The sequence below is a fragment of the Porphyromonas levii genome (genome assembly GCF_018206105.1).
GTDB lineage: Bacteria > Bacteroidota > Bacteroidia > Bacteroidales > Porphyromonadaceae > Porphyromonas_A > Porphyromonas_A levii.
On the sequence record NZ_JADRGN010000038.1, the window covers coordinates 1 to 20,263 of the forward strand.

General features: G+C 46.0%; 16 protein-coding genes. All 16 read left to right on the forward strand.

The window, feature by feature from the left end; translation table 11 throughout:
* Positions 1-80: 80 nt before the first annotated feature.
* The 16 genes from IX315_RS07835 to IX315_RS07910 all read left to right on the forward strand — a co-directional run bounded on the left by IX315_RS07835 (position 81) and on the right by IX315_RS07910 (position 20,011).
* The gene (locus IX315_RS07835) at positions 81-998 is read left to right on the forward strand and encodes a DUF1731 domain-containing protein (protein WP_018358986.1); all 918 of its coding nucleotides are present in this window, start codon (positions 81-83) and stop codon (positions 996-998) included.
* Positions 988-1,722 (forward strand): SAM-dependent methyltransferase, encoded by a 735-nt coding sequence (locus tag IX315_RS07840; protein ID WP_211635395.1) that lies wholly within the window; start codon positions 988-990, stop codon positions 1,720-1,722. Before IX315_RS07835 ends, IX315_RS07840 begins: the two co-directional genes overlap by 11 nt.
* Before the next feature lie 3 nt (positions 1,723-1,725).
* On the forward strand, positions 1,726-2,340 hold the full coding sequence (locus IX315_RS07845) for an L-threonylcarbamoyladenylate synthase (protein ID WP_211635394.1): 615 nt from the start codon (positions 1,726-1,728) through the stop codon (positions 2,338-2,340).
* 195 nt (positions 2,341-2,535) lie between these two features.
* A complete protein-coding gene (mnmL, locus tag IX315_RS07850; RefSeq protein WP_018358989.1) occupies positions 2,536-3,474 on the forward strand; it encodes a tRNA modification radical SAM protein MnmL/YtqA in 939 nt (312 codons plus the stop codon).
* Between the two features lie 38 nt (positions 3,475-3,512).
* Positions 3,513-6,512, forward strand: coding sequence for a tetratricopeptide repeat protein (locus IX315_RS07855; RefSeq protein WP_211640813.1), 3,000 nt, complete (start codon positions 3,513-3,515; stop codon positions 6,510-6,512).
* A gap of 3 nt (positions 6,513-6,515) precedes the next feature.
* Complete coding sequence (locus tag IX315_RS07860; protein ID WP_211640814.1) at positions 6,516-8,420, forward strand: TonB-dependent receptor; 1,905 nt, start codon at positions 6,516-6,518, stop codon at positions 8,418-8,420.
* Positions 8,421-8,432: 12 nt separating this feature from the next.
* On the forward strand, positions 8,433-9,221 hold the full coding sequence (locus IX315_RS07865) for a 5'-nucleotidase, lipoprotein e(P4) family (protein ID WP_026215749.1): 789 nt from the start codon (positions 8,433-8,435) through the stop codon (positions 9,219-9,221).
* A complete protein-coding gene (locus tag IX315_RS07870; protein ID WP_211639926.1) occupies positions 9,221-10,093 on the forward strand; it encodes a cobyric acid synthase in 873 nt (290 codons plus the stop codon). Before IX315_RS07865 ends, IX315_RS07870 begins: the two co-directional genes overlap by 1 nt.
* Positions 10,083-11,081, forward strand: coding sequence for a pyridoxal phosphate-dependent aminotransferase (locus tag IX315_RS07875; protein WP_211639927.1), 999 nt, complete (start codon positions 10,083-10,085; stop codon positions 11,079-11,081). Before IX315_RS07870 ends, IX315_RS07875 begins: the two co-directional genes overlap by 11 nt.
* Positions 11,075-12,016, forward strand: a complete 942-nt coding sequence (gene cbiB, locus IX315_RS07880; RefSeq protein ID WP_211639928.1) for an adenosylcobinamide-phosphate synthase CbiB — start codon at positions 11,075-11,077, stop codon at positions 12,014-12,016. The genes IX315_RS07875 and cbiB overlap by 7 nt, the downstream gene beginning before the upstream one ends.
* 848 nt (positions 12,017-12,864) lie before the next feature.
* Positions 12,865-15,546: a calcium-translocating P-type ATPase, PMCA-type gene (locus IX315_RS07885; RefSeq protein WP_211638238.1), complete on the forward strand. Its 2,682-nt coding sequence runs from the start codon at positions 12,865-12,867 to the stop codon at positions 15,544-15,546.
* Between the two features lie 96 nt (positions 15,547-15,642).
* The gene (locus tag IX315_RS07890) at positions 15,643-16,572 is read left to right on the forward strand and encodes a hypothetical protein (RefSeq protein ID WP_018358147.1); all 930 of its coding nucleotides are present in this window, start codon (positions 15,643-15,645) and stop codon (positions 16,570-16,572) included.
* A gap of 69 nt (positions 16,573-16,641) precedes the next feature.
* Positions 16,642-17,346, forward strand: coding sequence for a hypothetical protein (locus tag IX315_RS07895; protein ID WP_018358146.1), 705 nt, complete (start codon positions 16,642-16,644; stop codon positions 17,344-17,346).
* On the forward strand, positions 17,339-18,064 hold the full coding sequence (locus IX315_RS07900) for a hypothetical protein (RefSeq protein WP_018358145.1): 726 nt from the start codon (positions 17,339-17,341) through the stop codon (positions 18,062-18,064). Before IX315_RS07895 ends, IX315_RS07900 begins: the two co-directional genes overlap by 8 nt.
* A complete protein-coding gene (locus tag IX315_RS07905; protein WP_211639857.1) occupies positions 18,051-18,785 on the forward strand; it encodes an RsmE family RNA methyltransferase in 735 nt (244 codons plus the stop codon). Before IX315_RS07900 ends, IX315_RS07905 begins: the two co-directional genes overlap by 14 nt.
* A 2-nt stretch (positions 18,786-18,787) precedes the next feature.
* Positions 18,788-20,011, forward strand: a complete 1,224-nt coding sequence (locus IX315_RS07910; protein WP_211635386.1) for an aminotransferase class V-fold PLP-dependent enzyme — start codon at positions 18,788-18,790, stop codon at positions 20,009-20,011.
* Positions 20,012-20,263 lie beyond the last annotated feature (252 nt).

The window sequence follows — 20,263 nt, forward strand, 5'->3', positions numbered from 1 at the left end:
CACTGAGTGTCTCTCTCTTTTTGTAAACTTTACTGGTTATTTACTAATAATTGGGTATCTTTACGGTAGTTATTAGTAATATGAATAGTGAGAATATGGATAGAGTACTTCTTACGGGGTCTAATGAGTTGTTGACACGTCATTTTATGAGGGTCTATGAAGGGGTGTATGATATGCGCCTTCTGACTAGGCACCCTATGGCGGATAATCATTTCTACTGGAACCCTCTTAAAGATGAACTAGATCCTAACGCATTGGAAGGAATAGATCATATTATACACGTAGGAGGTTCTTCGGAAAGTCCCTTGACTCTCGATGTGCATCATCGAGATGTATTAATCAGTTATAGAGCTGGTGGTACAGCCCTGATTGGTCGTATGTTGATGGCTTTGGGCCAGGAGTTAGAGACCTTTATCACTGTTTCATCTACTACTTTTTATGGGAGTGATACTAATCCATATATTCATACTGAGGCGTCGCGCTCAGGGCATGATTTCTTAGCTCAATTACACTCGGCAGGTGAGGAGGAGGCTTATATTTTGGAAGTAGAAGCGCTTGCTAAGCGTTCGGTTGCTTTGAGATTTGGTAATGTATTATGCCACTATGGTGGTATTTTGCCCCACATTACGATTGGAAGTAGTCGTGGTATTGCTGTTATATATGGTAATGGTGATCAGATTATTCCGTGGATTCATGTAAGTGATGCTGCTCGTATTCTTCGATGGGCTATAGATAATGATAATCTTTATGGTGCGTATAACTGTGTCGCTCCAGATTGGGTTACCTATGATCAGTTGTCATCTACCGCAGCTTATGTGAGGCGTGGACGTACTTATCCTCTTCATTTACCTAAGTGTCTCTTAAGGATGGCAAGAGGAGAATTCTCTGAGCAATTTTTGAATAGCAATAGGATATCCTGTAAGCATTTGCTACAGACTGGATATAGTTTTCTCTATCCTGATATTCATTCAGCACTGACCAGTATTTATGACCTTTAAGAACTTAGATGGGGTTGGTAACCTCTATCTGATACCTATCTCTATTGGAGAGGTAGGTGTCGGACGATATTTACCCGCTGATAATTTAGATATTATTAGGCATACTAAGCATTATGTAGTTGAAAATGCTCGAACAGCTCGCCAATACATTAAGAGTGTTTTACCTGAGATTAATATCTCTACTCTCTCTATCATTGAGGTAGATAAGCATCAGGGGTATAGCTATCCTAAGGATGAGATACTTCAGCTGTTAAGAAGTGGATTGGATGTGGGATTGATGAGTGAGGCTGGTTGCCCTGCTGTTGCTGATCCCGGTCATCATGTAGTCGCTGATTGTCATAGAGCTGGTATTAAGGTCGTACCGCTTGTTGGTCCTTCTTCGATACTTCTTTCGTTGATGGCTTCAGGATTTAGTGGTCAAAACTTTACTTTTCATGGCTATTTGACATTTGATAATAAGGAACGCCGAAGAATACTTCTAGAGTGGCAGCGTAGAGCTCAGCAAGGAGAGACTCAGATATTTATTGAAGCACCTTATCGCAATGATAAACTGATAGAGGAACTTGTAGATCTGCTCTCCCCTTCACAGAAACTATCTGTGGCAATTGATTTGACTACTCCAACAGAAGAGGTGCACACAATGGTTCTCTCTGAGTGGCGTAAGCTGATGAAGAGTGGTGCTAGTTGGCACAAGCGCCCTGCAATATTTTTACTTGGAAAATAAGCTATGATAAAAGTATACGATGGAACTTCTACTCCTGAAAAGGTTCTAAGAGAGTTGTCTCAAGTGCTCCGAGATGGAGAACTGATTATTATTCCCACAGATACGCGGTATAGTCTTTGCTGTGATGCGCTTAATCAAAATAGTCTAGAGCGTTTGGCACATCTAAAGGGAATAGATCCCAAGAAGAGTCTATTTTCCATTCTTTGCTCAGATATTTCTCAGATAAGCGAGTATGCACATTTGGATAATGATGCCTTTAAGTTGATAAAGGCAAATACTCCTGGTCCATTTACTTTTATACTTCCTGTAAGTAGTTCACTTCCAAAGATCTATAAGGGTAGGAAAGAAGTAGGAGTGCGTATCCCACGTCACCGCTTAGCCCTTGATCTAGTCGATTATTTTGGTCATCCGTTAACTGGGTTTTCCCTTCCAATTGATATGGATGAGCGAGATGCAGAGTATGGTTATCATCCCGAGCTTATTGAGGAGCTTTGGGGCTCGAAGGTCGCTTATGTGGTAGATGGAGGCATGGGTAGTATGGTGGAGAGCGCCATAGTAGACTGTACCTCCGAACCTTTCCAGATAGTCCGAGAGGGTCCGATATCCCTAGCTTTGTAGTCTAAACAGTTCGTTATTGAGCAATAAAAAAGGTTAAGACCGCCTTCTTTCGATAAATATTTGCCGAAATACTTGCACGGGTCAAAAATTACGCTTATCTTTGCATCGTGTTTTTCATAGTATTAGATTTTAGGTTAATATCAAGATTGAAGGTTGTCGTGAGACAGCCTTTTTCTTTTTTATATAGACGTTGCTATGAATAGTCCAATCTATCGAGACTTTGGAGAGTATCTAAGAGAGGCTTTCCCTCTCCATAAGGTTCAAAAGATATCTATCAATGCTGGTTTTACTTGTCCCAATCGGGATGGAAGCAAGGGGTATGGAGGATGCACCTACTGTAATAACCAATCCTTTAGTCCCTCATATACAATAGCTAGGGGGAGCGTGACTGAGCAGATAGAGGAGGGTAAAGGCTTCTTTGGTGCTAAGTATCCCGGTATGAAGTACTTGGCATATTTTCAATCCTATACCAATACATACGGAGGTCTGAAAGAGCTGAAGCAGCTGTATGAGGAAGCTCTTAGCTGTCCTGACATTGTCGGTCTTATTGTGGGCACTCGTCCAGATTGTGTTGACGTAGATCTATTAGACTACTTCGAGGAGCTTAGTCTACGTACCTTTGTCTATATAGAGTACGGAGTAGAAAGTACTTGTAATACGACTCTAGAAAGGGTGAATAGGGGACATACTTTCGAGGAGAGCGAGTGGGCAATTATTCAGACCGCAATGAGGAAAATCCCTGTGGGCGTTCACCTGATAATGGGACTTCCGGGAGAGGATAGTAACCAGTACCTCCAGCATATCGATAGACTATCGCGATTGCCTATTACTTCCGTTAAATTACACCAGTTACAGGTTTTGAAGGGAACTAAGCTTGCAAGGGAGTATCAGCAAGAACCTTTTCCCCTCTTCGAGTCAGAGGAATATGTGGAGCTGGTATGCCGTATACTGAGGAGGCTTAGACCTAATGTATATGTAGATCGTTTTGTCTCTCAGGCTCCATCTCACATGATTATTGCTCCTCGTTGGGGTATTAAGAACTATCAATTTACCCACTTAATAGTATCCCGTATGAGGGAAAGACAATGGCGCCAAGGTGATCAATACGAGGCTGATTTGATGGAAAATAGTTAGATTTGTGGGGTATTGTCGGGAGGTAAAAGTATGAAGTAATGAAGAAGAGAAAGTGGATACTTGGGGTATTGATGGCAGGAGCTCTTTTTGCTGTTAGCCCCGCACAGGTGTTGAGCCCTCGTAATGCCGATATGCTCCGGGTACGTGAGGCGCTTCAATTCTCCAGTCCTGTAGGTGCGCTTGAGGGACTGCAGAAAGTATATAAAGATACATGGCAGTTGGATGTAAAGGATGACGAGTCTCAGTATTTAGATGCTATTGCCAAGGGGATGCTGAGAACAGGAGATGCTGAATTACAGCTCCTGAAGTTTATCGAGACGTATCCACACTCTAGCTATATTAACCATGCTTGGGCTGCATTGGGTCAGCTCTATTATGCTAAAGGGCAGTACGGTAGTGCAATATATTGGCTCCGTCAGGTAGATACTTCGCTTCTGCCAGAGCGTATGGGTGCTACGGTGGACTACTATCATGCCTATGCCCTTTTTAAGGAGGGAAGAGAGTCGGAAGCTCTTAAGTTATTTGAGCCACTTACTTACTATAGAGGCTTCAAGGATGATGCCTCTTTCTATGCTGGGTACATACAGATGAAGGAGGGTCAGGTTGCCAAGGGTGCTAGGCATATGGAGCGCGTCGTGAACCACTCTCAGTATGGTACCTACGCTAATGCTTATCTAGCCGAAGCTCGTCTTACCGAGATGAAGTATAGCGAGGCACTATCGATGGCAGAGCGAGGATTACAACAAAGAGATTTGCCCACTGAAGTAGAATCGTCTCTCAACCGAACTGCTGGTTTATCTGCAAGTAGTCTAGGTCAGCTGCAGTCCTCCGTGTCTTATCTCAAAAGATATATACAGAATACATCTACCCCAGGAAGAGTTGAGCAATTGGTTCTGGGAAAAAATCTATTTGAACTTGGGCAAAATCGAGAGGCTGAGCAGTATTTGTTATCCGCAGCAGAGGGTAATAGTGACTTCATGAGCCAACTATCGCTCTACTATGCTGGGCTTACACAGCTTGCGCTCAAGCAACCGAGCAAGGCGATTAGCTCTTTTGACCGTGCACGCTCAATTGCTGCATACGCCCCAGTTACAGAAGCATCAGAATTCAATGGGGCACTAGCTGCTTATGCGCAGACTCCAGGTAGAGTAGGGGCAGGGTCTCAGAGACTAGCTAAGTTCCTCTCTACTTATTCTACTAGTGAGTACAGAAAGCAGGTGATAGGATATCTTTCCGATGCCTATCTCAATGAGCCTAACGCTGGTGCAGCTCTCGCAGAACTAAATAAGATGAGCCCACTTCCTAGAGAGCTATCGAGGGTGCGAGATAGAGTTAAGCTAAAGCAAGCGAATACCTTGTTGACAAGTGGAGATACTCGTTTGGCTACTCAGCAATACGACGAGATTATTCAAGGCGCACAAGACCCAACGAGCATTGCAGAGGCTTATCTATGGAAGGGTGAAGCTGCATATCGGGCAAAGGACTACAATACCGCAATAAGTAGCACTGAGAGTTATCTTAAGTCTCGTCCATCCGACTTGGCGCTAAATCCTAACGCATACTATACCCTAGGCTATGCACATTATAATCTTGGGCAATATGGAGAAGCGGAGCGTTACTTTAAGGAATATCAGCAGGTAAATACCGCTCCTACCCCTGAGCAAAAAACGGCCATCAATAATCGTCTGGGCGATATAGAGATGCAGCGAAAGGCGTATGCTACTGCCATTTCCTATTATAATACAGCAGAGCAGGCAGGTGGTTCAGAGTCCGATTATGCACTATTTAGTAAGGCGATGGCACGTGGTCTACAAAAGGACTATCGGGATAAAGCAGACTTAATGTCATCTCTTGCTATTCGTTATCCAGATTCAAAGCTTGCAGCTGAAGCTATTTACGAACAGGGAAGAGCGTTGGCTCTTGCTGGAGACAATCATAAGGCACAGCAGGCCTTCGAGAGTTTCTTCGTAAGGTATAAACATCATGAACTTGCTTCTAAAGTAGGGCTTCAGATGGCACTATCCTATTACGGAGATAATAAGTTGGACGACGCAGTGAGAGCTTATGAAATGGTCGTGCGACAGTATCCAAACTCCCCTGAGGCAAAGAGCGCGCTTCAGGATCTAAAGAGTATCAGTGTCCAGCTCAATAGAGTAGATAGTTATAGCGATCTCGTAAAAGAAGTGGGGGCTACGGATATTACTTCTCATGCCGAAATGGATTCCCTCGCATTTATTGCTGCGGAGCGTGTAGTAGCTTCGGGCACTCCTTCTGAAGCCAATAGAGCACTTGATCAGTATCTTAATGCCTATCCAAATGGGGCATTTGTCGATAATGTCTACTACAATAAGGCTCTTCTACAGTACAATGCTAAGGATTATAGCGGAGCGGTATCTACCGTTGCCTCTCGGGCGAAGAACTTCTCTGGAAAGCTCGCAGATGATACCTATCGCCTACTCGCATCATGCTACGATAGACTAAATGAGCCAGGCCGTGCGGCAGAGGCATACATGAGCTTAGCGCTTGTGAGCAAAAACCTTGGGGAACGCAGTAATTGGATTAGAGCAGCTGCCGACCGTGCAGAGACGAGTGGTAGTGCCGACTTCCTCAATAGCTTAGCTTGGCAGGTTGCTGATGGTAAGATAGCTGTGAATGAGGAGGCAAAAGCAAATGTCTTCCTTGTAGCTGCCAAGGGATATGCTCGCAATAATCAGAAACAGAATGCCCTCTCCTATGCTAAACGTGTTTTAGCTTTGAAGGACTTTGGGGGGCATCCTATTGCAGAGACTATTGTCGCTCTTGACCTCTATGATAAAGGAGAATACAAGACGGTTCAGAGCAAGATACAAAAGGTGGTTAATAAGGGTACAACAGATGCCTATTGGCTAGCGAGAGCATTTGTACTTCTTGCTGATAGCTACGAAAAGCTTGGAGACCGTGACACAGCGCGTACTTACTTGGAGAGTGTACGCAGTAGCTACACCAATAGCAAGGATGGTATCATAAAGATGATTGACGAACGCTTGGCAAGACTTTAAGAAATGAAGAATATAAGACATATACACAAGGCTCTACTCCTCACTAGCACCATGCTAATGAGTGGTGCTTTAGCCCATGCTAATCCATATGCACCAGATACGCTTCAGCGTGAGATGCTACTTCAGCGTGATTATCAACCTGTAGGACAACAGGCAGAGAAGGCTTTCTTTAACCCCCTACAGTCGACAGGTGCTACATCATTACGCCCTATCAGTTTCGCTCGGAATACCTATCCTATTGCGATGAATGTAACACCCAAACTGTTCAGCCCACATGATAATCCTCTAGAGCCAGAGCATGTCAAGCAGCTACTTCATGCTCGTATCTTTGGCGGATTTCCTGGATATGTAGGAGCTAATATAGGAGTACTGACAAAGACAAGTGACGTCGGTACACTATTGATATCTGCAGACCACCAATCGCGCTTTGTCCAAGTGCCTCAGAAAGTATACCCTCTGAGTCCATGGGATCAGACACATGATACCGAGGTAGCTCTAGACTATTCACATGCGCTACCAGATAGAGTATTCAACATTGGCGTAGACGTGTTTCACCATGCCAATACCTATTATGGCATAGTCCCCGATCTCATCAAGGGCGCTTCTCAGCTGACTGCCGAGTATCCGCTTGCTAGAATGATTGGTACAGACGTTCGCATCGGTGTTTCTCCATCTCCTCTTTCACTCGCAAGAGGTGTCCAGTATAGTATAGATGGTAAGGTAGGTTTCATTTCTAAGGATGATATCTCATCGTATTATACGGAGAATAACATTATTATTCCCAAGAATACCGCTCCTATCAACGGACACAAGGTAGCTGAGCTTTCTTTAGACCTTAAGGGTAATCTCGGTTATCAGTTTGCAGGGTCAGATTGGAGCTTAGGAGCTGACGGTAGATATCAGTTGATTAGTATCTCTGCGCTGAATAATATCTTAGGGAATCGATTGAATCCACTTCAGGCACTTTCCGTTGCCCCTTACTTCGCCTATACTGCTCCCGCTTTTATTTTTAAGGCTGGAGCGAGTATACAGTTACTCAATATAGGTTCCAAGAAGTTCTTGATCATTCCTGATGTTCAGGCTCGCTTTAAGGCGACTGACCACTTCTCTATCTACCTCAATTCAGATGGAGGTGCAGACTACCATACGCTTCGTGATATCTATCGGCAGAACAGATGGGCAGATGCGATGAGTGTGTACCAAGGGTACGACATCGCAAATTATAGAGTGCTAGCTGGTGTTCAGGTCGGTAATATCAATGGTTTCTCTCTCGATGTCCATGGCGGCTATGCCTCTTATCTCGATTTTTCAGAGTGGATGGCTAGTTGTTATGTCACCAACTATTCCAATGAACTAGTAATGGATGGTCCAGATACTAGGAGCATCTATACCCCTCTCTACAGTCTAAAAAATGCGGGCGCAGTAGGTAATATCTTTGTTGGAGCTAAGGCTCGCTATATTTCCTCTATTGGTCTTGACCTCGGAGCGTCTGTAAAGTATAATCATTATAAGTCTAGAGGCGTAAAACAGGTTCTTACACCTAATGGACCAGAGGAGGCCAAAGATTACACTGTCGGTTATGGACGACCAACTTATGAGATAGGTATCTCTGGCGATTATGCTATCAACGACAAGATTGGCATCAACGTCAACTTCACTGCGCTTGGAGGTATCAGGATGCCAGAGCTATCCCAGCCAACTGATGCCCTTGGCATTGTCCCTCCTACACTACTACCTGAAGAGACTATTTTTGTAGCTGACTTTGGCGCTCGCATATCCTATAAGGTACATCGTAATATTGGGCTTTCCTTGATAGGTGAGAACCTATTTAATCAGAGGATTGGTCGCTGGAGAGGTTACGATCGTCAGGGCGCTACAGCTGTCCTTGCTGCTACATTCGCCTTTTAATTACCCAAGTATATGAAGAAGTCTATCTTATTATTTCCCCTTCTACTATTGTTTACATCTTGTGGTAGTCATAGAAATGTGTCTTCCCTCGAGATGCCTTTTGCCAAGGTATATACTGCAGCATGGATGCAGAGAGCTGCAGAGTACGATGCCTTATGTTATCAAGCATTCAATGGTGCTCGGCTCTATCTCGATCAATCACTCTCATTGATGCAAGAAGATTCCAAGCCTCTTGCTATTGTAACGGATATAGATGAAACCATTCTTGATAACTCACCGAATGCAGTGTATCAAGGGATAAGAGGAGAACTATTTGATACTAAAGAGTGGACTAGATGGGTCAATCGTGTAGAGGCGGATACCATTCCTGGTGCTCTTTCCTTCCTGCAGTATGCTGCTGATAATGGGGTAGAGATTTTCTATATCACCAATCGTAATGAGCAAGAGCGCCAAGGGACGCTACTTAATCTCCAGAAGTTTGGGTTCCCCAACGCCGATGATGCACACTTAATGCTTAAGAGCAATACAAGCAATAAGGATGAGCGCCGTGCCAAGGTTATGGAGGAGTATGAAGTGGTTATCTACATGGGAGATCAGCTTACCGACTTTCCTGGCTACTACAAGGCAAGTGAAGAAGATAGAAGTGCACTCACCCAGAAAGATGCAAATACTTTCGGAGGGATGTATATTGTGCTCCCCAACCCTAACTATGGTGAATGGGAATCAGCTCTCTCGGGCTACAAGCGTCTCGATAAAATACAACAAGCAGAACTTATCAAGAAGAAAGCAAAGACTTACTAATGAATAATCTTCGTCCCCTTATGATTGCCGGCACAGGAAGTGATGTCGGCAAGAGTCTCGTGGTGGCAGCATTTTGCCGCCTCTTTAAGCAAGATGGTTATCATCCAGCGCCATTCAAGGCACAGAATATGGCGCCCTACTATTATACAGCGCCCAATGGCGATCGAATTAGTATTGCGCAGGCTATTCAGTCTAAGGCTGCTGGTGTAGAGCCTCATGCGCTTCTCAACCCCGTACTTATGATGCCCTCTAGTATGGTCGAGAGTAAGATTTACTGCCTCGGCAAGGAGTTCGGTAGCCACCAAGCTCGCGAATACTTCAGGCAAAGTGAAGGGAGGGGCATACTCAAGCAGAGTGCTTGGGGCGCTTATGATCAGCTAGTAGAGCAATATAATCCTATTGTGCTGGAGGGCGCAGGGAGTGTTAGCGAGCTTAATCTCTTAGAGACAGACTTCGTGAATATGCCTATGGCGGAGCATGCCAATGCGGCTGTAGTACTCGTGGCAGATATAGAGCGAGGAGGGGTGTTTGCCTCTATCTATGGCTCAGTAATGCTACAAAAGCCTGAGCACCGCAAGCTGATAAAGGGTATCATCATCAATAAGTTCAGAGGAGATCGCACTATCTTTGAGCCAGCTATACAGATGATTGAGGAGCTCACCAATGTCCCAGTTTTAGGCGTACTACCCTATATGGAGGGCGAACTACTTCCTAGCGAAGACACACTCAGTGACCATGGCAAGTCCAAAGTAAGTTATACTAATGCCGACCTAGAGGGGTATGAAACTACTTTCGATAAGATGGCAGATCACCTCAGACAGCATCTAGATGTAGAGAAGCTCTACAAGATATTATCCGACGATGAAATATAACGATCACGGCGACGACCGCTACCTCTATAGAGGCGTGCGGTTTGTCGCCGATTTTAGTTCCAACGTCCCTCATCTTCCTCACGATGAGGCTCTGTGGGAGCATCTTACCCATAATCGTCAGCTTATCCATCACTATCCCGAGCCACAAGCCTTTCAGCTAGAGGCTCGCTTGTCTGCTATGCTCGGCGTACCGGAGGAGAGCCTATTAGTTACCAGTGGTGCAACTGAGGCTATCTATCTGATGGCGCACCTCTTTCAGGGTGCTACGTCAAGTATTATGCAGCCTACTTTCTCCGAATACCGCCATGCTGCTACAGTCTTTGGGCATACTCTGTTGCAGGAGGGATTGGGAGCAGTCCATTGGCTCTGTAATCCCAATAATCCTACAGGGCGAACATATCCTCACGATGACTTGCTCCGCACCATCCAAGACCATCCCGATACTGTCTTTGTGGTCGACCAATCTTATCACGCTTTCACCCCCAAGGCGGTACTACAGCCCGAAGAGATAACGACTCTTCCCAATTGTTTGGTGATACAGTCACTCACCAAGAGTTATGCCATACCAGGGTTGAGGTTGGGCTATATTTTGGCTCACCCCCAACTCATCCGGCGCTTGGTGGCACTCAAAATGCCATGGAGCGTCAACGCTCTAGCCATAGAAGCAGGGCACTATTTATTGGCTTCGGGTGTCCCCTTCTTACTAGCAGAATTATTGGAAGAGCGGAAACGACTGGTAGATCAATTAGAACAACTCGATATTATGGATATCGAGCCTACCGACACCCACTACTTTTTGGCAAAGCTGCGCCGTCACCAATCCCAAGAACTAAAAGATTGGTTGGCCATTAAGCATGGTATCCTCATTCGTAATGCCTCTAACTTCCCCACACTTACACCTCAGCATATTCGTATTGCCACACAGAGTCCAGAGAAAAACGCCCTCCTCGTTGAAGCTTTATCAGATTTACCTCAAAACCTATGTTGATATTCTTCACACCTTTGCTTGCCCTAGCCATCCTGTGGATAGGCTGGCTATTAGATCGAATCTTTGGAGATCCCCAAGGCTTTCCGCATCTTGTGGTAGGCTTTGGACATGCCATTAGTAGAGCTGATCGCTGGTTCAATAATGGGTTCAATCGAAAGTACAAAGGAGCCCTTGTAGCACTCCTATTGATTCTGCTGGTATTTACACTTACTTGGGTGATATTCGCCTTTGCACCTAATTGGATTCGCATTCCCCTTGGGATTATCTTGGTGAGTACTTGCCTTGCAGGTCATACGCTCATAAAAGAGGTGAGAGAAGTATTCGCACAGCTGGCTATTTCTTTGGAGTCTGGGCGCAATCAGCTCTCACGTATTGTAGGGCGTGATACGAAAGAGCTTACAGAGGAAGAGGTGAAGACGGCCGCTCTTGAGACACTCTCTGAAAACCTTTCCGATGGTGTCATTGCACCACTCTTCTGGTTCGCCGTACTTGGTATGCCAGGTATGGTGGCGTACAAGATGATTAATACCCTCGATTCCATGATAGGGTATAAAAATGAAAAGTATCGCGACTTTGGCTACTTAGCTGCCAAGATCGATGATGTAGCCAATTGGATTCCAGCTCGGCTCACTGCTCTACTAATGTTGGCAGTCAATGGTCGGCTCGACCTTACTAAGCAAGTATTCAGGGAAGGGAAAAATCATACAAGTCCCAACTCTGGCTACCCCGAAGCCGCGCTAGCACTCATGTTGGGCTGTCAGTTTGGTGGAGGGCATTACTATGGCGGTCAGTATTTCGAAAAACCGACAATAGGGAAGCAGCAAAGAACGCTTATCCCAAAGGATCTCCAAAGAGCATTGCGAACCAATCGTAGCTCTGAAGTGCTGATGCTGGTACTCCTATCACTCATAATCCTCCTAGCCTACTTGCTCTAATCTCCAATATTCTAGGGCAATGCATGCGCTATTACTAAGAAGGTAAATTCTAGACCCCTCTCAAACCCAGTACCCTTTCTCACAGGACGTACAAGCCCCCTTTAGGGGGTTTGGGGGCTTACCCTTTCCACGGCCTCGGGCTTCGCCTTCAACCGAGGCTAGCGTAAACTGCGCTAATGTATCCTATTATAGAACTTCTATTAAAGTATACCCCTCTCAAACCCAGTACCCTTTCTCACAGGATGTACAAGCCCCCTTTAGGGGGTTTGGGGGCTTACCCTTTCCACGGCCTCGGGCTTCGCCTTCAACCGAGGCTAGCGTAAACTGCGCTAATGTATCCTATTATAGAACTTCTATTAAAGTATACCCCTCTCAAACCCAGTACCCTTTCTCACAGGACGTACAAGCCCCCTTTAGGGGGTTTGGGGGCTTACCGTTTCCACGGCCTCGGGCTTCGCCCTCAACCAAAGCAACCGAACACTGTGCTAATATTTGTAAAACAGAGTGTTATCAAATCATATCATCGGACCAATGCGACCCAAAGAAGGCCTATTTTATACCTATTCTACTACAATGTGCTAGGTATATTAGCAAAAGTCTCTCCCGGGAGGGACTCTAGTCTCTCGCCATATAAACTCCAGTCCCTCCCGCGAGAGACTTTTTTTGCTCGGTATACTAACTTTACGTTCGACCAATATGAAGCTTGAAGAGGTAAGAGAGTACAGCAAATTATTTTGCATAGTACAATGAAAGAGGCAGCATATACCTTTCCTGCCATCGGTGTATTTCGGTAGAATATGGGTAATTTTGTGGTTCATTTGATGACGCAATTGTTGAAGCAAAGATATATGACACAAAAGCATTGGAGCGGTCTTACAGCTGCTCAGGTAGAGGAGAGCAGAAGATTGCATGGTAATAATGTGCTCACTCCTGTAGAGAAAGAATCGGTTTGGAAGAAGTTCTTCGAGAAGTTCAAAGACCCTACAATTATCATCTTGGTGGTAGCGGCCGTACTTTCGTTAGGCATATCTCTCTACGAAGTACTAGGACATGGCGCAGGTGCAGATGTGTTCCTAGAGCCTTTGGGTATCGTGGTAGCAGTCTTATTGGCGACTGGGTTATCCTTTTACTTCGAGCAGAAAGCAGATAAAGAGTTTGCTATCCTTAATAAGGTTAATGATGACGAACCGGTTAGAGTTATCCGAGATGGTCATACTATTCAGGTGCCTAAGCGAGACATTGTAGTAGGGGATCTGGTAGTGGTCGAGACGGGCAATGAGATTCCTGCCGATGCCACGCTCTTGGACTCTATGTCGCTTATGGTCGATGAGTCGACGCTTACGGGTGAACCTATCGCACCGAAGTTTGCCGATACTCAGCTCTATGACAAAGAGACTACCTTCCCAGTCAATCATGTGATGCGTGGGACTAAGGTGATGGAGGGGCACGGACTGTGTGAAGTATTTGCTGTGGGGGATAGGACAGAGAATGGCAAAGTATTTAAGGCAGCACAGATAGACCAAAGCATACGTACTCCGCTCAATGAGCAACTGGATAGGCTGGGCAACTTGATTAGCAAACTAGGGTACAGTATCGCAATTCTAGTGCTCGTCGGGAGGTTGACCATCTACTTCACTAGCATGGGTAGTTTTGAGTGGACTAGTTTCGTTACTTCCTTACTACAGTCCATAATGATTGCTGTGACCGTCGTTGTCGTCTCTGTGCCAGAAGGATTGCCTATGGCAGTCACCCTCAGCCTAGCGTATAGTATGCAGAGGATGCTCAAGACCAATAACCTTGTCCGCAAGATGCATGCATGTGAGACGATGGGTGCTACCACTGTTATCTGTACGGATAAGACAGGTACGCTTACCGAAAATCAGATGCGTGTCCATGGTACACAGTTTTTGGGGCTAGTGGATCAGCGGTTGACGGACGATGAAGCCAGCCTATTAATCAGGGAGAATATAGCACTCAATAGTACTGCTACAATAGATGAAACGAAGGAGGGAGAGCCAAAGGTATTTGGCAATCCTACTGAGGGGGCGCTTCTCTTGTGGTTGTACCAACAAGGGGTCGACGCACAGTTACTGCGCCAAGAGGTGGAGACTATCCAGCAGATTCCATTCTCCACTGAGCGGAAGTATATGGTGACGGAGGTTCACTCAGCCCTTGGCAAACGCATTGTGTATGTCAAGGGGGCTCCTGAGATTGTCTTTGCACTCTCCGCTCATACTGAGGGCGGGGTAAGTAAGGAGTATATTGAGGAGCAGTTGCTGGGCTACCAGTCTCAGGCTATGCGCACCCTTGGCTTTGCTTATCAAGTCTTAGAGGATGGCGAGGTCGGTATAGTTGATGGCAAGCTCGTGGCTACAGATCTTACCTTCCTTGGTTTCGTGGCTATTGCCGACCCTGTTCGGAGTGATGTGCCTAAGGCAGTAGAGGAGTGTCTCAATGCTGGTATCCATGTGAAGATCGTTACAGGAGATACTATTGCTACCGCTCGAGAGGTAGCCCGACAGATACATCTTTGGACTGATGGAGATACTGATGCGCAGATTATTACAGGACCAGAGATAGAGGCGATGACCGATGAGGAACTGGAGCAGCGCATAGGGGAGGTCAAGGTAGTGTCTCGTGCGCGTCCATTGGATAAGCGTCGTCTGGTAGAGGCGCTCCAGAGAAATAATCAAGTGGTGGCGGTAACGGGTGATGGTACCAACGATGCCCCGGCACTGAAGGCTGCACATGTGGGGCTTTCGATGGGGGATGGAACCTCTATCGCCAAGGAAGCAAGCGATATCACTATTGTGGATAACTCCTTCTCAAGTATCGGAAGAGCCGTAATGTGGGGGAGGTCGCTGTATCAGAATATTCAGCGTTTTATCCTTTTCCAGATGACGGTCAATGTGGCAGCCTGTCTGATTGTATTGGCTGGTGCATTCTTGGGCACTCAATCTCCACTGACCGTTACGCAGATGCTATGGGTCAATCTCATTATGGATACTTTCGCAGCTATGGCACTTGCCTCTTTACCTCCATCGGAGCGGGTGATGAAGCGCAAGCCGCGTAATCGCAATGCGTTTATTATCGACAAGCACATGGGGAGCATTATCCTCGGGGTAGGCGGTTTATTCTTTGTACTACTCCTCGTATTGCTATATCTATTCCAGTATGCTGAGGTTACGCGTATGTCGGACTTCCTTAGTCTAGAGATCAATCAGGACTTTGCCGAATTGAGCCGCTACGAGCATAGCCTATTCTTCTCCCTATTTGTATGGATGCAGTTTTGGAATATGTTCAACGCACGGGCTTATGAGACAGGACGCTCTGCCTTTCACTTTAAGGGCGCAAGTGGCTTTGTGTCTATCGCACTTGTGATAGTACTAGGGCAGATACTCATTGTTACCTTTGGAGGCGATATGTTTAGTGTAGTGCCCTTGAGTGTAGAAGACTGGATAGTAACTCTTGTTGTTACCTCTCCAATATTACTTATAGGAGAGATTACCCGCCTCTTCAAGAAGAAGTAAAAAGACAGAGTAAGGGTATCCCCATTTGGATTGTTTAACTATCCAAATGGGGATATTTATTTGTAGAATAGGATAAAATAGATAGCTTTGTGCACTATGATTATCACGAGGATAGCAGTTTCTATCATCGCCCTTTGTGCTGGTGTTGCAGCGATGGCTCAAGAGGTACAGGAGCTATCGCTGGCAGATACGTTGAGAATAGATAGGAGCGTGCTTATCGCGCCCAAGACAGGGGTAGAGAAAGCAACCATGAAGTTGGTAAAGCCACTCAAACTAGAGGGACTGAAGCCGCTTGATATACCTCGAGTACTCAGTTTTGATGGTAGTCGATTGGATAGGGAGTTGCAGATTAGTGGGCTCAGCTCTACCTTGGAGATAGAAGTACCACGGACACTCGAGACTACGCTGGGCGAGGTGATGTCGCAAGAGTTTCATATTACACCGAATCTTTCTATTAACTCTATCATTGGTGCACCGTCACAGCTCCCATTTATTCCAGCACAGACCCCAGGATTAGTAGCCAATATCGGAGCCAGTTATAAGGTCAATGATTGGATGAGTATTGAGCCCTCTGTTGTAGCTGGGCAGCTGATGGGCTCTCGGTTTGTGGCACCATCGGTGACTGCCTCTTTCAATATCTCCGAACGGTTCAAAGCACAGCTACGTACTGGGCTAGCTCTAGGGCAAAATGCTTATCAGCCTCATCTCATGCACCAGTCGCTCAATGCCAGTTTGCGACTGCAATACATCACCCCAAGCGGTGTCTTTGCATACGGAGAGGGGTTTGCCGCTCGTCAGAAGCTCTTCGCTAATCTCAATCAGATGCCTATGCTTACCGGACCTTACGCATACGGCTTTGGTGGAGGGGTAGGATATAATATACCTGGTGCTGGTCCTATTAGCGTGGGGATAAATTATAACTATAACCCCTTTTCTCATCGGATGGAGCCAGTCGCTTCTGTCAATCTCGTGGGTGGGATAATCTACCTCTTCCAGCTTATAGGCAAGGCTATCTCGGGAGACTAGACGGCTACTACGAACACTTTATGGCTAGAAATGGTTATATTTGTAGCTCATAAAACGTGAGGAGATGATATGAAAGAGACTGGCGAAGAAGGGCGTGTACTGGTGCCGATGAAGTTGGATGGATTTGGGAGCTCGCAGAGTTCGCCCGATGCTATGGTGCTACTGTTGATCCCCGTAGAGGATGATAAATATCGTTTGCCTAATGGTGAGCAGATGATATATCCTGTAGGAGTGGCACCTGCTGTGGCTCCTATCTATTTTGCCAAGCTTACTCAGCTTTATGAGGGTATGAATGACACCCTTCTCGAGATGAGCAACTTCTATGAGCTGATGAGCGAAACAAAGCTTCAGACACTACATATCTATCAGGGTAAGTCGGGTGCTCGTCCCTATCTGGTCTATAGAGATAAGAATGGGGAAGAGAATAGCTTTAGAGTCTCTCTTCCCAATGGTATTCTAACGGCAATGAGCCATAATCTGCCCATACTTGTGGAGCAGAAACTCCTTGAGTCTACAGCATCAGCAGTGAGGGTGAATAGGGGAGAGCCCACTAGTGCACCTAATGAAAAGAGGGGCAAAAGTATCTCTCCGGCAGACATTGGTAATGAGATAATAGCGGGAAATAAACCTGAGAGTCCTATGGATGAGGACTTGAAGCGTGCGATTGCCAACTTCTCTCCAGAGGAGCATTCTCTGCTTCGTGTGTTGGCTATAAAGAACGAAAACTACGAGTGGGCTGCGGTGCTAAAGGAATTGGAGGATAGAGATGAGTGATATCCGAGAATTGTTCGAGCGGAGGGATGATATTACCCATGAACCATTGCTATCGCTAGAGTTTGAGAAACTCCAAGGTTATGGCGTGAATGGTAAAGTAGTGGGCATGGATATGGTATTCCAGAGTGTAGGCTCTAAAGAGAGCTACCAATTGGATATTGCTATTCCCAGAGCTTTGATAGGGCAATATAAACTGATGATCCAGGCAACGATGCTCAGTGTGAAGCTAGATATCGATGCGATAGAGGACTATCAGTCGGTCGTGGGAATCTATCTGCGCAATGTGATACTTCGTCTCGGGGAGTCGGGAAAGACGGAAGCATGGGTTCATACTTTATCTGACTTTGGCGAGGTGGCATACTATCGGCTCCCTGAGCATTTGGCAGTTATCTTTGCTTTCACCCAGCATCTGCCCATACTTGCTGAGGAGCGAGTGATGAGGCGTAAGTCGTTGGCCAATGCCTTACAGGCGGTGAAGAAATACCTCGATGTTGATGCTCCAGATCAGTTCGACTACTCAGAGATTCTGCTGATGTTGATTAAGCAGGAGGAAGACAACGAAGCTTTAATCTCTGAGCTAACCAATGAGGAGCTCGCACAATCGCTCTCCCGAAAGGATTTGGAGGAACTTCGAGAGCAGGTGGTAGCGCTCGAGAAGTACGAGTGGGCACAAAGGTTTACTGATATTATCAAAATGAAGGAAGATGAAGAAGCATAAACAAGTAACCGAGGAGCCCCCCTACTTTTTTGAGCCAGACCTACTGCTTACCCAAAGGTTGGGCGAGGAAGAGGCGAACCATGCCTTCCGAGTATTGCGGCTCAAGGCAGGGGATGAAGTTTATATCACTGACGGCAGAGGGCATCTCTATAGTGCTACATTGGTGGGTTCGTCGGTAAAAGAGCCCGCTTTAGAAGGCGTACAGTTGATAAATGAGCTACAGCTCTCACGCCCACGGCTCGAGCTAGCAATAGCACCTACCAAGAATATTGAAAGGATAGAACTCGCTCTTGAAAAGCTAACGGAAGTCGGCTTGGAGCGGCTATCACTTGTGATTACCGATCGCACCATTCGCCGGAAGGTCAATATGGAGCGTATGGAGCGCGTCATGGTATCTGCGATGAAACAGTCCGAGAAGCTCTCTACCGTTGAATTACGTCTGTATGGTTCTATGAAGGAATATCTCCAAAGCGACCTCTATGAAGGGCGATTTATCGGTTACTGTGGAGCGCAGATGGAGAAACGATACATCACGGAGCTTTTCCGAAAGGGGCTTGATACTAGCTTCCTAATCGGACCAGAGGGAGACTTCACCCCCGAAGAGGTAGCTCTAGCTATGGCAAAAGGTTTTCAGCCAGTTGCCCTTGGCGATGAACGCCTAAGGACAGAGACGGCTGGTATCTATGCGGGCATGGTGCATCATATACTAAATTCTAAATAAGTATGGCATATAATATTGATAAAGTAAGGGCAGACTTCCCTATATTATCTACGACTATAAAAGGCAAGTATCCATTGGTTTACTTTGATAACGCTGCAACGGCGCAAAAGCCACGGCAGATGATAGATGCTGAGCGGGAGGCATACGAACATCGTAACGCCAATATCCATAGGGGGGTACATACCCTTAGCCAACAAGCTACAGCAGCCCACGAGGAAGCAAGAGCACATATTGCTCGCTTCATCAATGCTCGAGAACCCGCCGAGGTGCTATTCACCAGAGGAACAACCGAGGGTATCAATATGGTAGCGAGTATCTTTTGCTCAAGCCAGATGCAAAGTGGCGATGAAGTTATCGTCTCTGGGATGGAGCACCACAGTAATATTGTACCTTGGCAATTGCAAGGCGTATCTAGAGGTATCAAGCTTAGGGCAGTTCCTTTTACCCAAGAGGGGGTTATGGATATGGAGGTGTTCCGTAGTATGGTGAGTGAGCGCACCAAACTCGTTTCTATCTGTTACGCATCCAATGTAATGGGTACGATCAATCCTGTGGCGGAGGTGATTGCCTTCGCTCATAGTAAAGGAATACCTGTACTTATCGATGCAGCCCAAGCTATTGCGCACCGTAAGATAGATGTGCAGGCGTTGGATGTAGACTTCCTCGCTTTCTCTGGGCATAAGATTTATGGCCCTACTGGAATCGGAATCCTCTATGGCAAGAGGGAATGGCTTGATAAGCTTCCACCCTATCATGGAGGAGGAGAGATGATCCAGCATGTAAGCTGGGAGGAAACCACTTACAATGAACTTCCCTATAAGTACGAGGCGGGCACGCCCGATTTTATTGGCAGTGTGGGGCTCTCTGCTAGTATCAAATACTTAGAGACACTCGGCATGGATGAGATCTTACTACATGAAGAGGAATTGCTCCGATATGCTACTGAGCAAATGCTACAGATAGAAGGACTAAAGATATATGGTACAGCTCCTCAAAAGGAGGCCGTGATTAGTTTCCTCGTAGAGGGCGTCCATCCGTACGATTTGGGAGTGTTGCTTGATCAGCAAGGGATTGCTATCCGAACAGGTCACCACTGCGCACAGCCACTTATGAAGAGCCTTGGCATCGAGGGTACAGCTAGAGTAAGCTTTGCTCTTTACAATACGAAAGAAGAGATAGACTTATTCATCAAGGCGCTCCATCGCGCCCTAGATATTCTGAGATAACAGAGCGAACAATAGGAGCAGAAAGTCCCGCATCGGTCATCTATCGGTGCGGGGCTTTCTGTTTCCTATACTTTCAAGCCTTTTAATAGGACGGTCGTGCTAGAGCAGGTAATCTACTTGTAGTCTCAATGTATTGATACCAGATTTTCCAGCGTTGGAAACTTATCTTTCCAACGTTGGAAAGATAAGTTTCCAGGGAGGGAACGATACCTTTCCAATATTGGAAAAAGAAATGGAATGTTATGGTATTCA

What these genes read in the sequence shown, in the direction of transcription:
- IX315_RS07835 (WP_018358986.1), top strand. Translation starts at nt 81, where the DNA reads ATGAATAGTGAGAATATGGATAGAGTACTTCTTACGGGGTCTAATGAG.
- IX315_RS07840 (WP_211635395.1), top strand. Translation starts at nt 988, where the DNA reads ATGACCTTTAAGAACTTAGATGGGGTTGGTAACCTCTATCTGATACCT.
- IX315_RS07845 (WP_211635394.1), top strand. Translation starts at nt 1,726, where the DNA reads ATGATAAAAGTATACGATGGAACTTCTACTCCTGAAAAGGTTCTAAGA.
- mnmL (WP_018358989.1), top strand. Translation starts at nt 2,536, where the DNA reads ATGAATAGTCCAATCTATCGAGACTTTGGAGAGTATCTAAGAGAGGCT.
- IX315_RS07855 (WP_211640813.1), top strand. Translation starts at nt 3,513, where the DNA reads ATGAAGAAGAGAAAGTGGATACTTGGGGTATTGATGGCAGGAGCTCTT.
- IX315_RS07860 (WP_211640814.1), top strand. Translation starts at nt 6,516, where the DNA reads ATGAAGAATATAAGACATATACACAAGGCTCTACTCCTCACTAGCACC.
- IX315_RS07865 (WP_026215749.1), top strand. Translation starts at nt 8,433, where the DNA reads ATGAAGAAGTCTATCTTATTATTTCCCCTTCTACTATTGTTTACATCT.
- IX315_RS07870 (WP_211639926.1), top strand. Translation starts at nt 9,221, where the DNA reads ATGAATAATCTTCGTCCCCTTATGATTGCCGGCACAGGAAGTGATGTC.
- IX315_RS07875 (WP_211639927.1), top strand. Translation starts at nt 10,083, where the DNA reads ATGAAATATAACGATCACGGCGACGACCGCTACCTCTATAGAGGCGTG.
- cbiB (WP_211639928.1), top strand. Translation starts at nt 11,075, where the DNA reads ATGTTGATATTCTTCACACCTTTGCTTGCCCTAGCCATCCTGTGGATA.
- IX315_RS07885 (WP_211638238.1), top strand. Translation starts at nt 12,865, where the DNA reads ATGACACAAAAGCATTGGAGCGGTCTTACAGCTGCTCAGGTAGAGGAG.
- IX315_RS07890 (WP_018358147.1), top strand. Translation starts at nt 15,643, where the DNA reads ATGATTATCACGAGGATAGCAGTTTCTATCATCGCCCTTTGTGCTGGT.
- IX315_RS07895 (WP_018358146.1), top strand. Translation starts at nt 16,642, where the DNA reads ATGAAAGAGACTGGCGAAGAAGGGCGTGTACTGGTGCCGATGAAGTTG.
- IX315_RS07900 (WP_018358145.1), top strand. Translation starts at nt 17,339, where the DNA reads ATGAGTGATATCCGAGAATTGTTCGAGCGGAGGGATGATATTACCCAT.
- IX315_RS07905 (WP_211639857.1), top strand. Translation starts at nt 18,051, where the DNA reads ATGAAGAAGCATAAACAAGTAACCGAGGAGCCCCCCTACTTTTTTGAG.
- IX315_RS07910 (WP_211635386.1), top strand. Translation starts at nt 18,788, where the DNA reads ATGGCATATAATATTGATAAAGTAAGGGCAGACTTCCCTATATTATCT.